The organism is Pseudomonas sp. URMO17WK12:I6 (assembly GCF_003253625.1).
Taxonomy (GTDB): domain Bacteria; phylum Pseudomonadota; class Gammaproteobacteria; order Pseudomonadales; family Pseudomonadaceae; genus Aquipseudomonas.
The window spans coordinates 212,247-226,497 of sequence record NZ_QKYZ01000001.1 but is presented as its reverse complement, the minus strand read 5'-3'; the positions used below and the strand labels follow the sequence as shown (position 1 = coordinate 226,497).

At 61.1% G+C, this 14,251-nt stretch carries 11 protein-coding genes; 8 read left to right on the top strand and 3 right to left on the bottom strand.

Annotated elements, in window-relative coordinates; translation table 11 throughout:
- Positions 1–51 precede the first annotated feature (51 nt).
- Both F475_RS01040 and gshB read right to left on the bottom strand, forming a co-directional pair.
- Positions 52–951 (bottom strand): energy transducer TonB, encoded by a 900-nt coding sequence (locus tag F475_RS01040; RefSeq protein WP_026286615.1) that lies wholly within the window; start codon positions 949–951, stop codon positions 52–54.
- Positions 952–1,028: 77 nt separating this feature from the next.
- Entirely contained in the window at positions 1,029–1,982 is a 954-nt protein-coding gene (gene gshB, locus F475_RS01035) for a glutathione synthase (protein ID WP_018928715.1), read from the bottom strand.
- Positions 1,983–2,204: 222 nt separating this feature from the next.
- On the opposite strand from gshB, the gene pilG reads away from it, so the two are divergent.
- Genes pilG through F475_RS01005 form a run of 6 tightly spaced genes read left to right on the top strand, consistent with a single transcriptional unit; the run spans position 2,205 to position 12,083 of the window.
- On the top strand, positions 2,205–2,609 hold the full coding sequence (gene pilG / locus F475_RS01030; RefSeq protein WP_007897954.1) for a twitching motility response regulator PilG: 405 nt from the start codon (positions 2,205–2,207) through the stop codon (positions 2,607–2,609).
- A 57-nt stretch (positions 2,610–2,666) separates the two neighbouring features.
- On the top strand, positions 2,667–3,032 hold the full coding sequence (gene pilH, locus F475_RS01025) for a twitching motility response regulator PilH (RefSeq protein WP_007897961.1): 366 nt from the start codon (positions 2,667–2,669) through the stop codon (positions 3,030–3,032).
- 10 nt (positions 3,033–3,042) lie between these two features.
- Positions 3,043–3,597, top strand: coding sequence for a chemotaxis protein CheW (locus F475_RS01020; RefSeq protein WP_018928716.1), 555 nt, complete (start codon positions 3,043–3,045; stop codon positions 3,595–3,597).
- Between the two features lie 40 nt (positions 3,598–3,637).
- A complete protein-coding gene (locus tag F475_RS01015) occupies positions 3,638–5,695 on the top strand; it encodes a methyl-accepting chemotaxis protein (protein ID WP_018928717.1) in 2,058 nt (685 codons plus the stop codon).
- Between the two features lie 36 nt (positions 5,696–5,731).
- A complete protein-coding gene (locus F475_RS01010; RefSeq protein ID WP_111452975.1) occupies positions 5,732–11,635 on the top strand; it encodes an Hpt domain-containing protein in 5,904 nt (1,967 codons plus the stop codon).
- Complete coding sequence (locus F475_RS01005; RefSeq protein WP_018928719.1) at positions 11,628–12,083, top strand: chemotaxis protein CheW; 456 nt, start codon at positions 11,628–11,630, stop codon at positions 12,081–12,083. Before F475_RS01010 ends, F475_RS01005 begins: the two co-directional genes overlap by 8 nt.
- A 153-nt stretch (positions 12,084–12,236) precedes the next feature.
- Here F475_RS01005 and F475_RS01000 read toward each other — a convergent pair whose 3' ends face one another.
- The gene (locus F475_RS01000) at positions 12,237–12,614 is read right to left on the bottom strand and encodes a DUF6124 family protein (protein ID WP_064621365.1); all 378 of its coding nucleotides are present in this window, start codon (positions 12,612–12,614) and stop codon (positions 12,237–12,239) included.
- Positions 12,615–13,205: 591 nt separating this feature from the next.
- Between F475_RS01000 and F475_RS00995 the strand changes: the two genes are divergently transcribed.
- Both F475_RS00995 and F475_RS00990 read left to right on the top strand, forming a co-directional pair.
- On the top strand, positions 13,206–13,835 hold the full coding sequence (locus tag F475_RS00995; RefSeq protein WP_111452974.1) for a nucleotidyltransferase domain-containing protein: 630 nt from the start codon (positions 13,206–13,208) through the stop codon (positions 13,833–13,835).
- Positions 13,798–14,238, top strand: coding sequence for a hypothetical protein (locus F475_RS00990; RefSeq protein WP_111452973.1), 441 nt, complete (start codon positions 13,798–13,800; stop codon positions 14,236–14,238). The genes F475_RS00995 and F475_RS00990 overlap by 38 nt, the downstream gene beginning before the upstream one ends.
- The last annotated feature ends 13 nt before the right edge of the window (positions 14,239–14,251 follow it).

Here is a 14,251-nt window from a genome sequence, read left to right as displayed (position 1 = left end):
GATCCGGGCTTGCCCGCGAAGGCATTGGCTCGATCACTGCAAATCTTCCGGCTAATTACTGGACAACCGGTCCCCGCGCGCAAACCTCCAGGTGCGGATGATTTCCAGGCGGTCGATGTCCGACAGATCCCCGGTAAACGGTGCGAACGGCGCGGCGAGCCGCACGATGCGCTGCGCCGCCTGATCCAGCAGCGGTTGGCCGGACGATTCCAGCACCAACACTTCATACAGCGAGCCGTCGCGGTTGATCGAGACCATCAGGCGCAAATTGCCATAAATCTGTTTGCGTCGGGCCTCGTCGGGGTAGTTGAGGTTGCCGATGCGTTCGACCTTCTTGCGCCATTCGTCCTTGTACCAGGCACCCTTGTCGCGCATGGTCGACGCGGCGCTCAAGCGGTGGATGCGCGGGCGCTTGGCGTACAGCTGTTGCTCGTTGGCCAGTTCCGCTTCCAGGCTGGCGATGTCGCTGGACAACTGTGAGCTGTCGAAGGTCGGTGCTTCGACCTTGGGCTTGGTCTCGGTCTTGACGTCTTCCTGCTTGGTCGCGGCTTTTTTCGGCTTCGGCGCGACAGTCGTCACGGCGGCCTTGGGCGCGGCTTCCTGCACTTGGGGTTTGGCGGTTGGCGGCGGAGTGACCGTCTGCACCTTGTTGTCCTGGAAGGGCGCGACCTCGGTGGTCTTGGGAATGGCCTTTTTATCCAGGGTGCCGCTGCCTTGCTGATTCTCTTGAGCGAGGAAATCGGCTTTTTTCGGCTTGGTTTCGCTTTTGAAGGTGGCGAGGGTGATTTCCAGGGTTTTGCTGATTTGCTTGGGTTCGACCATGGTGAACCCGACGCCCAACAGCAAGGCCAGGTGAATCAGCGCCGCGAGAAACAGGGTAAAACCGAGGCGATCGGCCGGGCGCACGCCACGATGGGCGAGTTCAGGGGGCAGATCGGACGGGAGTGTCATGACAAGAAAACCAACATCGCGTTTTTTACAGGCCGGCGATGATAACGCAATGTTGGTTGTCTCTTGGCTGTTCTCGATCAACGAGCCTTGAGCTTCTGATCGATGGCATCCATCAACTGGCCGCCGATGTCGGTGCCGAACGCGTTATCGATCTCGCGAATGCAGGTCGGGCTGGTGACGTTGATTTCGGTCAGGTGCTCACCGATCACGTCGAGACCGACGAACAGCAAGCCCTTCTCGCGCAGGGTCGGGCCGACTTGCGCGGCGATCCAGCGATCTTTCTCGGTCAGCGGTCGGGCTTCGCCACGGCCGCCAGCGGCGAGGTTGCCGCGGGTTTCGCCTGCTGCCGGAATCCGCGCCAGGCAATAATCCACAGGCTCGCCGTCGATCATCAGGATGCGCTTGTCGCCATCAACGATCGCCGGCAGGTAGCCCTGGATCATGATCTGCTGTTTGCCATGCAGGGTCAGGGTTTCAAGAATCACCGACAGGTTCGGGTGGCCGGCGGTATGACGGAAGATCGACGAACCGCCCATGCCGTCCAGCGGCTTGAGGATCACGTCACCGTGATGGTCGGCGAATTCACGCAACACGTCCGGGCGACGGCTGACGATGGTCGGCGGCGTGCACTGCGGGAACAGCGTGGCGAACAGCTTCTCGTTGCAGTCACGCAGGCTTTGCGGCTTGTTGACCACCAGCACGCCAGCGTTCTCGGCTTGCTCCAGCAGGTAAGTGGAGTAGACGAACTCCATGTCGAACGGCGGATCCTTGCGCATCAGGATCACGTCCAGGTCGCTCAGCAGTGCGTCGGATTCGGCGCCCAGCTCGAACCACTTGTGCGGGTCGGCGAAGACTTTCAGCGGACGCATCCGCGCGCGCGCCTGGCCCTCGGCCTGATACAAATCGCGCTGTTCCATATAGAACAGTTCCCAGCCACGCTTTTGCGCGGCCAACAGCATGGCCAGCGAGCTATCCTTTTTATAGGAGATGCTGGCGATAGGATCCATGACAATCCCGACGCGAACGCTCATGGGGTTTTCCTCGAAATTGGGGTGGAAAGTGCGATGAAAAAGTGGCGTCAGAGTGGCGCTGAGTGGGTTCCCGGTCAAGGAAAAACCACCGCACAGGTCACCCGATAGATTGGACGGGGAGACTGTGCTAAAAAGGCTGCCATGCCGTCTTGGCCCTTGAGTATCAAGGGTTTCGGGCCGCAAACGGACAAATTGATTCACAAAGGCGACGGTAGAGCCCCTATGGAACAGCATTCCAGCGCCTTGAAGGTCATGGTGATCGATGATTCGAAAACGATTCGTCGCACCGCCGAAACGCTGTTGAAAAACGTGGGCTGTGAAGTCATCACCGCAATCGATGGTTTCGATGCCCTGGCCAAGATTGCCGACAATCACCCAGGCATCATCTTTGTCGACATCATGATGCCGCGTCTGGATGGCTATCAGACCTGCGCGTTGATCAAGAACAACAGTGCGTTCAAGTCCACGCCAGTGATTATGCTGTCGTCCAGGGACGGGTTGTTCGACAAGGCCAAGGGGCGGATCGTCGGCTCCGACCAGTTTTTGACCAAGCCTTTCAGCAAGGAAGAACTGCTGAACGCGATTCAGGCCCACGTACCGGGCTTTGCTGTCGTTTCGCCGCAGTAGGACACGCACAGTGACGCTCGGCCAGTGGGCCTTGCGTCGACAAGAATGGGGAAGACCATGGCACGTATTCTGATCGTCGATGATTCGCCGACCGAAATGTACAAACTGACCGGCATGCTCGAAAAGCACGGTCATGAAGTGTTGAAAGCCGAAAACGGCGCCGACGGCGTGGCCCTGGCCCGCCAGGAAAAACCCGACGCGGTACTGATGGACATCGTCATGCCCGGCCTCAATGGTTTCCAGGCGACCCGTCAGCTGACCAAAGACCCGGAAACCGGGCACATCCCGGTGATCATCATCACCACCAAGGATCAGGAAACCGACAAAGTCTGGGGCACGCGCCAGGGCGCCAAGGACTACCTGACCAAACCGGTCGATGAAGACACCCTGATCAAGACGCTGAACAACGTGCTGGCCGGTTGATCGTCCGGCCATGACCGAGTCGCTGACGGCCTTCGAACTGCTGCTGCAGATTGATCAACGTTGTCGTCTGCTGGCGGCGGACCTGCCGTCCCAGCCGACTCGACAGGACAGCTGGAGCGGTATCGGTTTTCGCTTGGGCGAGCACGGGTACGTCGCGCCCATGGGCGAAGTCAGCGAAGTCCTGCACGAACCGCGCGTTACCCAAATGCCGGGGGTCAAGCCCTGGGTCAAGGGCGTAGCGAACCTGCGTGGGCGGCTGCTGCCGATCATGGATGTGTACGGCTTCTTTTATGGTTATGAGGCCGGCCATGAACTGTCGGCCCTGCGCAAGCAGCGGCGGATACTGGTGGTGGAGCACAACGACGTGTTCGCCGGGTTGCTGGTCGATGAGGTCTTCGGCTTGCAGCACTTTGCCCAGGACAGCCTGGAGCCGGTGCCCATGGACGAGCTGCAGGGGCCGATCGCGCCGTTCGTCAAAGGCCGCTTTCAGCGTGAACAGAATTGGCAGGTGTTCAGCCCGTTTGCGTTGGCGCAGTCGCAAGGTTTCATGAATGTAGCGCTGTAGCCGGGGAGTAGGTTGAATTGGGCAGGACAGGCGAGGACCGATGATTAAAGCAAACGCAGGTACGCCGGAAGGGTCGCGCAGCCGGTCGCAGATCATCGTGCTGTTCATCGCGCTGATCATCTTCATCATGCTGCTGTTCGCCAACTTCGCGTACCTCAACACCCAGGCGAATTACGACAAGCAGTACATCGGCCACGCCGGTGAGCTGCGGGTGCTGTCGCAACGCATCGCCAAGAACGCCACCGAAGCCGCCGCTGGCAAGGCCGCGGCGTTCAAGTTGCTCAGCGATGCGCGCAACGACTTCGCCCTGCGTTGGGGCTATCTGAAGAAAGGCGATCCCTCCACCGGCCTGCCGCCGGCACCGTCCACCGTGCGCCCGGAAATGCGCGCGGTACAGCTGGATTGGGAGCGGCTGCTGAAAAACACCGACGCCATTCTCTCCAGCGAACAGACCGTGTTGTCATTGCATCAAGTCGCCGCGACGCTGGCCGAAACCGTGCCGCAATTGCAGGTCGAGTACGAAAAGGTCGTCGAAACCCTCCTGCAACGTGGCGCCCCGGCCGCTCAGGTGGCGATGGCCCAGCGTCAGTCGCTGCTGGCCGAGCGGATTCTCGGTGCAGTGAACACCGTGCTGTCCGGCGACGAAAACTCGCAGCAGGCCGCCGACGCCTTCGGTCGCGACGCGGCGCGTTTCGGCCAGGTACTCAACGGCATGCTTCAAGGCAATGCGGCCCTGAAAATCAGCCAGGTCGAAGACCGCGATGCCCGTGCCCGGTTGACCGAGATTTCCGAACTGTTCGAATTCGTCTCGGGTTCGGTGGACGAAATCCTCGAAACCTCGCCGGAGCTGTTCAAGGTCCGCGAATCGGCCAGCAACATTTTTACCCTGTCGCAAACCCTGCTCGATGAAGCTTCGCACTTGGCCAGCCGTTTCGAAAACCTCGCCGGCGGGCGCAACACCGATACCATCGGCGGCTACGTGCTGGGTTTGCTCGCGTTGATGTCGATCATTCTCATTGGCCTGGTGATGGTGCGCGAAACCAACCGTCAGTTGCGTGAAACCGCTGAGAAGAACGAGCGCAATCAGAGCGCGATCATGCGCCTGCTGGACGAAATTGAAGACCTGGCCGACGGTGACCTGACCGTGACCGCCTCGGTGACCGAAGACTTCACCGGGACCATCGCCGACTCGATCAACTATTCCGTCGACCAGTTGCGCGATCTGGTGGCGACCATCAACCTCACCGCCGGCCAGGTCGCCGCCGCCGTGCAGGAAACCCAGGCCACCGCGATGCACCTGGCCCAGGCCTCGGAGCATCAGGCGCAGCAGATTTCCGAGGCCTCCATGGCGATCAACGACATGGCCGAGTCCATCGATCAGGTCTCGGCCAATGCCGCCGAATCCTCAGCGGTGGCCGAGCGCTCGGTGGAAATTGCCAACAAGGGCAACGAAGTGGTGCACAACACCATCCACGGCATGGACAATATTCGCGAGCAGATCCAGGACACCGCCAAGCGCATCAAGCGCCTCGGGGAGTCTTCTCAGGAAATCGGCGACATTGTCAGCCTGATCGATGACATTGCCGATCAGACCAACATCCTCGCCCTCAACGCGGCCATTCAGGCGTCCATGGCCGGTGACGCCGGGCGCGGTTTTGCGGTGGTGGCCGACGAAGTACAGCGGCTGGCCGAGCGCTCGTCCGCGGCGACCCGGCAGATCGAAACGCTGGTGCGGGCAATTCAGACCGACACCAACGAAGCGGTGATTTCCATGGAGCAGACCACCACCGAAGTGGTGCGCGGCGCGCGTCTGGCGCAGGATGCCGGAGTGGCCCTGGAAGAAATCGAAGGAGTATCGAAGACCCTCGCGGCATTGATCCAGAGTATTTCCAACGCCGCGCAGCAACAGACGTCTTCGGCCGGCCAGATTTCCCTGACGATGAACGTGATCCAGCAGATCACCACGCAGACCTCGTCCGGCTCCACCGCCACTGCCGAGAGCATTGGCAACCTGGCGAAAATGGCCAGCCAGCTGCGGCGTTCGGTGTCCGGTTTCACCTTGCCGGCCAAGCCTGCGCAAGCTGCGGACAACGCTTGAACCGCCTCAGGGCGTATGCATTTGATTGGAGTAGTTATGGGTGATCGGCACGACTATGTGGCCCTCGAATGGGTCAAGGGCGAGATTGCCGAAACGCTGAAGCAGGCTCATCGGGCGATCGAAACCCTGATCGACGACCCGCAGGCGACGCACGCGCTGAGAGAGTGCCTGGCCTGTGTCCATCAGGTGCACGGCAGTTTGCAGATGGTCGAGTTCTACGGCGCGGCGCTGCTCGCCGAAGAGATCGAGCAACTGACCAGCGCCTTGCAGCAGAACCGCATCAGCCATCGCGACGAGGCCATTCGTTTGCTGCTGCATGCCCTGGGACAATTGCCGACTTACCTCGACCGGGTGCAGGGCGCCCGGCGTGACTTGCCGCTGGTGGTGTTGCCGCTGATCAACGATCTGCGCAGTGCCCGTGGCGAAAGCCTGTTGTCGGAAACCAGCCTGTTCAGCCCGCAACTCCCGGAACTGCCGCCCCTGAGCGAAGAGGCCCTGGCGCTGCTGGAGCCGTCCGACTTGCCGAATGTGCTGCGCAAGTTGCGGCAAATGCTGCAGATGGCGCTGGTCGGCTTGCTGCGTGAGCAGGATGACGAAACCCACTTGGCTTACCTGGCCAGGGTTTTTGCACGCCTTGAAGGGCTGTGCGGCAATGCGCCGCTGAGCCCGTTATGGCACGTCGCTTCGGCGCTGGTCGAAGGCATGCGCAATGGCTCGATCGCCAACAGCCCCGCGTTGCGCAGCCTGTTCAAGGAGGCCGACAAAGAGCTCAAGCGTCTGCTCGAGCAAGGCATGCCCGCGATCAATCAACCGGCACCGCCAGAGCTGCTCAAGAGTTTGTTGTTCTATATTGCCAAGGCCGAACACCCCACCGGGCAGATGCTGACCATGAAAGATCGCTACTCACTGGACGACGCGCTACCCGACAGTGCGATGGTCGATGAAGAACGGGCGAGGCTGGCCGGCCCTGATCGCGATGCCATGCGTTCGGTATTGGCGGCGTTGTGCGAAGAGCTGGTGCGGGTCAAGGAGCGCCTGGACCTGTTCGTGCGCAGCGACCGCCAGCACACCTCGGACCTCGAAAGCCTGCTGGCGCCGCTGCGGCAAATCGCCGACACCCTGGCGGTGCTCGGTTTCGGCCAGCCGCGCAAGGTCATCATCGATCAACTGGCGGTGGTGCTGAGCCTCGCCCAGGGCCAGCGCGAACCTAACGACGCGACCCTCATGGACGTCGCCGGGGCCTTGCTCTACGTCGAAGCGACCCTGGCCGGCATGGTCGGCACCGTGGAGCCGGAAAGCCAGGAAGACAGCCGTCTGCCGACCACCGACCTGACGCAGATCCACCAGATCGTGATCAAGGAAGCGCGCATCTGCCTGCAGCAGGCCAAGGACATGATCGTCGACTACATCGACGCCGACTGGGACCGTCAGCATTTGCAACCGTTGCCGGCATTGCTGACCCAAGTGCGCGGTGCGCTGGCGATGATTCCGTTGGCCCGCGCGGCGAGCCTGGTCGAGGCCTGTAACGGTTTCATCCGCGAGCATCTATTGGTGGACCCGGGGCAGCCCGGCTGGCAGCAACTGGACAGCCTGGCCGACGTCATCACCAGCATCGAGTATTACCTGGAGCGCCTCAGCGACGACCCCGAAGCGCCCGGTGAACAACTGCTCGACGTTGCGGAAAAAGGCCTGGCCGCACTCGGCTGTTTCCCCAGCGAACAGCACGTGCCGAAGCTTGAGGATGTGCTCAGCCCCAGTGAAGCCCTGGTGATGCAGGACATGCAGGAGCTGGACGACCCCGAAACCGTCCAGTCGTTGGCCGATGTACTGGCCAGCCCGGTGTCGTCCGTCAACCCGCCGGCACTGACGATGCCCGGTAGTCTGTTGCCGCCGCCCGCCGATGAACAACCGGTGGACGATGAACTGCGGGAAGTCTTCCTCGAAGAAACCGACGAGGTTCTGGAAATCCTCCAGGAGTACCTGCCGCGCTGGTCGGCCAATCCCGACAGCACATCGGTTTTGAGTGAATTACGCCGCGCCTTCCACACCCTCAAGGGCAGTGGCCGGATGGTCCGCGCGTTGGTGCTGGGCGAGCTGGCCTGGGCGGTGGAAAACCTGCTCAACCGCGTGCTTGAACACAGCGTTGCACCTTTGCCTGCAGTGCAGCAACTGGTGGGCGACGCGCTGAAGTTGCTGCCGGAACTGGTGGCCGAGTTCGCCGCCAACGCCCAGCGCCAGCGCAACGATGTCGATCAATTGGCTGCCCGCGCCCATGCCCTCGCCAAGGGTGATGAGCCGCTGTCCGATGAGGACGCGCAGGATGTCGCGGCGCTCGATCCGCTGTTGCTGGAGATCTTCCGCAACGAAGCCGAAACCCATTTGAACAGCCTCAATCGCTTCCTCGATCAGGCTGCCGAGCACGTACCGCTGCAGGCCAGTGACGAGTTGCAGCGAGCCTTGCACACCCTCAAGGGCAGCGCGTCGATGGCCGGCGTGCTGCCGATTGCCGAGCTGGCGGCGTCGCTGGATCAACTGGCCCGGGAGTACAAGGCGCACCGGATTGCCCTCGACCTGGACGAAGTCGAGTTGCTGCTGGAAGCCGAAGGCTTGTTCCGCCTGGGGCTGCGACAGCTCAAGAGCGACCCGCTGGCCGAAATCCCCGGCGCCCGTTCGTTGATTGAACGCACCCGGACATTGCTGGCCGAACATCTGCAAAGCCTGTCGAGCGCGCCCGGCACGGGGCTGCGGATCAAACGCGACCCGCAACTGATCAACAACTTCCTCGCCCAGGGCATGGACATCCTGCTGGACGCCGAAAGCCTGTTGCAGCGCTGGCAGCAGCATCCCGGCGAGCGCCAGGAACTCAGCGCGCTGCTGGACGAATTGACCACCCTCGGCGAAGGCGCGCACCTGGCCGACCTGCATCCGGTGGATGAACTCTGTGAAGCCTTGCTCGATCTCTATGGCGCTGTAGAAGAAAGCAGCCTGGCGGTCAGCGACAGGTTTTTCCACGAAGCACAAAGTGCCCACGAAGCGCTGATCAACATGCTCGATGAACTGGCTGCCGGCCAGGAAGTCACTGCGCAACCGCAGCGGGTGCGGGCCTTGCGCGACTTGCTGGATGAGAGTCTCGACCCATCCGCCATGGGCCTGATTCGCAGTGATGGCAGCCGCACCCTGAGTATTCGAGAACTGGGCGGCGCCACGGCCGAGCTGGAGCAGGCCGCGACTGAGGTGGATCTGGACGACGAAATCGTTTCGATCTTTCTTGAGGAAGCGGTGGATATCCTTGAAAGCGCCGGCCAGGCCTTGCAACGCTGGTTGAGCGACCCGGAAAACGCCGCGCCGCTACTGTCTTTACAGCGCGATTTGCACACCCTCAAGGGCGGTGCGCGGATGGCCGAGGTCGAGCCGGTCGGCGATCTGGCCCATGAGCTGGAAAGCCTTTATGAAGGCCTGGTGGACCGCCGTTACTGCCACAGCGAAGCGCTGGCGCAGTTGCTGCAACAGAGCCATGACCGACTGGCCGTGTTCCTCGAACAGTTGCAGCACAACCGTCCGTTGGGCGATCCGGGCGAATTGATCGAGGCCATTCGTGAGTTTCGTCTGGGTAATGCCGGCAGTGCCGAGGTGATCGAACCGGCGGCCAGCAACGACTCGCCGGGGCATGATCCCGAGCTTCTGGAAATCTTCCTCGAAGAAGGTTTCGACATCATCGAAAACTCCGGCGCAGCATTGTTGCGCTGGCAGGCCGAGCCTTCGAATCGTCAGGAAGTGGAAACCCTGCTGCGCGACCTGCATACCCTCAAGGGTGGCGCGCGAATGGTGGAAATCGCGACGATCGGCGACCTGGCCCATGAGCTGGAATTCCTCTACGAAGGCTTGTCCGCTGGCGCGCTGCAACCGACCGCGGCGCTGTTCACGCTGTTGCAAAGCAGCCATGACCGACTGGCGCAGATGCTCGACGCCACCCGCGCCGGTCAGCCACTTCCACCGGCCGATCAGCTGATCGAGGCGATCAAGAATTTCAGCCACCCGGCGGTGCCCGAAACACCGACACCGGTGGCGATGCCCGCAGCGCCCAAAGCCGAGCCAGCCGCGTTGCAACCCGAAGGCGCCGACACGGTCAAGGTCTCGGCGGAGTTGCTCGACGACCTGGTCAACCTGGCCGGGGAGACTTCGATCTTCCGTGGCCGTATCGAACAACAGGTCAACGATGCGCGGGTGGCCCTGAGCGAAATGGAAACCACCATCGAGCGCATGCGCGACCAGTTGCGCCGCCTCGATACCGAAACCCAGGGGCGGATTCTCAGCCGTCAGCAAGTCGAGGCCGAACGCCTGGGTTATGAAGAGTTCGACCCGCTGGAGATGGACCGTCACTCGCAGTTGCAACAGCTGTCGCGGGCATTGTTCGAGTCCGCCTCCGACCTGCTTGACCTCAAGGAAACCCTCGACCGGCGCAATCAGGATGCGGAAAATCTGCTGCAACAGCAGGGCCGCATCAACACCGAATTGCAGGAAGGCCTGATGCGCACGCGCATGGTGCCGTTCGAGCGAATGCTGCCGCGTTTGAAACGCATCGTGCGTCAGGTTTCCAGCGAACTGGGCAAGGATGTGGAGTTCATCGTTGGCAACGCCGAAGGCGAGATGGACCGCAACGTCCTCGAGCGCATGGCCGCGCCGCTGGAACACATGCTGCGCAACGCCGTCGACCATGGGCTGGAATCGGCCGAGGTACGGATCGCGGCCGGGAAACCGGCCCAGGGCAAGATCACCCTCGACTTGTCGCGAGAGGGTGGCGACATCATTTTCGACATCTGCGACGACGGTGCCGGCGTGCCGCTGGACGCCGTGCGGCGCAAGGCGATCAAGCGCGGCTTGCTCGCCCCGGACAGCGACATCAGCGACCGCGACGTGCTGCAATTCATCCTGCAACCGGGGTTTTCCACCGCCGAGAAAATCACCCAGATCTCCGGGCGTGGCGTCGGCATGGACGTGGTTCACGAAGAAGTCCGGCAGCTCGGCGGCACCATGAGCATCGACTCGACGTCGGGGCAGGGTGTGCATTTCCGGATTCGCCTGCCGTTCACCGTGTCGGTCAACCGCGCGCTGATGGTGCAGTGCGGGGAGGATCAATATGCGATCCCGCTGAACACCATCGACGGCATCGTTCGCGTGCTGCCCAACGAACTCGAAGGGCATTACCGGCTCGATCCACCGAGCTACGAATACGCCGGGCAACGCTATGAGCTGTGCTACCTCGGCGATCTGCTGAAAACCAGTACCCGCCCGAAACTGCTGGGCCAGAGCCTGCCGTTGCCGGTATTGCTGGTGCAGTGCAACGAACGGCACGTTGCGGTGCAGGTGGACGCCATGGCCGGCACCCGGGAAATCGTGGTCAAAAGCCTCGGCCCGCAATTTGCCGCAGTGCAGGGTTTGTCCGGTGCGACGATTCTCGGCGATGGTCGGGTGGTGCTGATTCTCGACTTGCTGGCGCCGATCCGCGCGATGCAAGCGCAGGTGCCGCAACGACCGGTGACACAGGACGTCGAGCCCGAGGCGCAACGGCCGTTGCTGGTGCTGGTGGTCGATGATTCGGTCACCGTGCGCAAGGTCACCAGCCGTCTGCTGGAGCGCCACGGCATGAACGTACTGACCGCCAAGGACGGTGTCGACGCCATGCTACTGCTGGAAGAACACATGCCCGATCTGATGCTGTTGGACATCGAAATGCCGCGCATGGATGGCTTTGAAGTGGCCACCCAAGTGCGCGCCGACGAGCGCTTGCAGCATCTGCCGATCATCATGATCACCTCCCGCACCGGCCAGAAACACCGCGACCGCGCCATGGCCATCGGCGTCAACGACTACCTCGGCAAGCCGTATCAGGAATCGGTGCTGCTCGACAGCATCGCCCGTTGGAGCAAAACCCATGCATGAGCACCGCTCCAGCAACCTTACGGGGTTGCTGCTGCCCCTGGCCGACCGCAACCTGATTCTGCCCAACGTTGCCGTCGCCGAACTCATCGACTATCAGCCGGGGGCTTTCGATCTCGATACACCGCCGTGGTACCTGGGGCGGGTGACCTGGCGCGAACGGCAGATTCCACTGCTCAGTTTCGAGTCGGCGTGTGGCAACAAAGTGGTGATCGGCGAGCGGGCGCGGATCGTCATCCTCAACGCCCTCGGCGGGCGGCCTGAGTTGAAGTTCATTGCGCTGCTGGTGCAGGGGATTCCGCGTTCTTACAAGCTCGACAGTCAGTTGAGTTATGTTGACGTGCCGTTGTGTTCGCTGGAGAAGGCGGCGGTGCAGGTGGGGGAGCAAGTGGCCAAGGTGCCTGACTTGCTCGCGCTGGAAGACCTGCTTGTGAATGCGGGTCTGGTCTGACCGGACCCTGTGGCGAGGGAGCTTGCTCCCGCTGGGTCGCGAAGCGGCCCCAAAACCTGTCATCGATGTGTGTCAGGTACACCAAGCACAATGGTTTTACGACTGCTTCGCAGCCGAACGGGAGCAAGCTCCCTCGCCACAGGGGGTTGTGCGTTAAACCCCGGCCCGAGCCTTCATCTGCAACGACTCATGATGATCCAGCACCCGCTCCACCAACAACTGCACGCCATCGGCCAAACGGCTGAGCGCCAAGGCTACAGAGCGGCGTGAGCCTTCCACATCGTCCGCGAGATCGGCAGCAATGGCGCTGATGGACAGCAGGTCTTCGGAGGCATTGGCCAGAAGGGCTTCGGTGTCGATGTCGGGGGAGACGCTGAAGAGGCGGAGTTTGCGGCGTTTGGCCGGTTTTTCGTGGAGCGGAGGGAAGTAATGGGAGAAGGCGCGGTCGGCGGCTTCCTTCATTTTTTCTGCATCGAGGGATGCTTGGGAATCAGTGTCGGTTTCCGGGGGATTGGGAGTAGCTTTGAACATAGTGAAGCTCCATTTAATGAGTTTCAGCTGCTCCATTCGGTTCCAGCCGAAGGGGTGGCAGCTGTACGCAGGCTGGAACCCGGGCAAACGGACAAAACCCGGCAGACACTAAGGTCTCCCGCGCACAGCCGCCATAACGGAGTGCACACATTAAAGGTGCGCAAGCATACGTTATGAAAGGCGCTTTTGCCTCGTTAACACCTCGGGATTCCAGGCCCGGTCGCTGAGGTTGTCAGCGACACACAAACGATAAAGATCAACGCAAAACCTCACCAGTCAGCGGCTTCCGGCATTGCTGTAGGCAGCAACGCACGACTGTGTAGCCTCTCACCGTTCCTGCCGACAAACTTTTAAACACAAAACCCCAGGCTGTCGGACCTCCCTGTGGCGAGGGGGCTTGCCCCCGTTGGGTTGCGAAGTAGCCCCAAAACCTGCAACCGAGGTGTATCAGGTACACCGAGAACAATGGTTTTACGACTGCTTCGCAACCCAACGGGGGCAAGCCCCCTTGCCACAAAGGTTTCTGCATTAGGTTGAAGATTCCCAAAAAGGGACCTATCGTTCCTTTTTTGGGACTTATCGGTCGTTGCCGTGAAAAACCTGTCATTGAGCGAAGCCTTGTTCACCACCACCCAGCAAAAAGTGCTCGGCCTGCTGTTTGGTAAACCCGACCGAAGTTTTTACGCCAACGAGATCGCCCGCTGGGCTCAAGTGGGTAAAGGCAGCCTCATGCGCGAGCTGGATCGGTTGCAGCGGGCAGGCGTGCTGACCATGACCCGTCAGGGCAACCAGACCCACTATCAAGCCAATCCCGACTGCCCGATCTATGCCGAACTGCTGGGCATTGCCCGCAAAACCTTTGGTATTACAGAGCCTCTGCGTCAGGCGCTTCAACCCTTTGCCGAACAGATCACCTGGGCATTTGTGTACGGCTCTATCGCCAAGGATCAGGCAAACGCATCCAGTGACATTGATCTCATGCTGATCGGCGAGGGCCTGCACTACAGTGAAGTGATGGAGCGGCTTATACCAATGGAGGAGCAGTTGGGCCGCGTCCTCAACCCGACGCTCTACACCCCCGACGACTGGGCCGCAAAACTGGCGGCTGAAAATAGTTTTGTCGTGCGGGTAGCGCAGCAGGACAAGATCAATCTGATGGGGGGAAACCCTTTGGAGTCCAAGGATGGGCAGCAACGAGAACCTGGAAAACCTGTTACGTAGTGGTGGACTGAAAGCTGAGCCGCCGGATCGCAAGGAATGCGAAGGGCTGATGCGTTCGGCTGTGGATCGATTGAAGGACGCCCAAACGTCTTCACTTTCCTTCGCGAGTCGTTTCGACCTGGCATACAACGCTGCCCATGCCCTTGCACTGACGGCTCTTCGTTTGTGCGGCTACCGTTCAGACAAACGCTATCTGGTGTTTCAGTGCCTGGTTCATACCGCTGATATTGGCAAAGTACAGGTTCGGCTATTCGCCCTGTGTCATGAGCGACGAAACCTGGCGGAGTACGAAGGCTATATGGATGAAGATCCGGCGCTGTTGGCGCAGTTGTTGGAAAGTGCTGAACAGCTTCTGATTCGAGTGCAGGAACAGATGGCGTCCTTCAGTTCATCGCGGACCTGATCGGGGCGGTGTT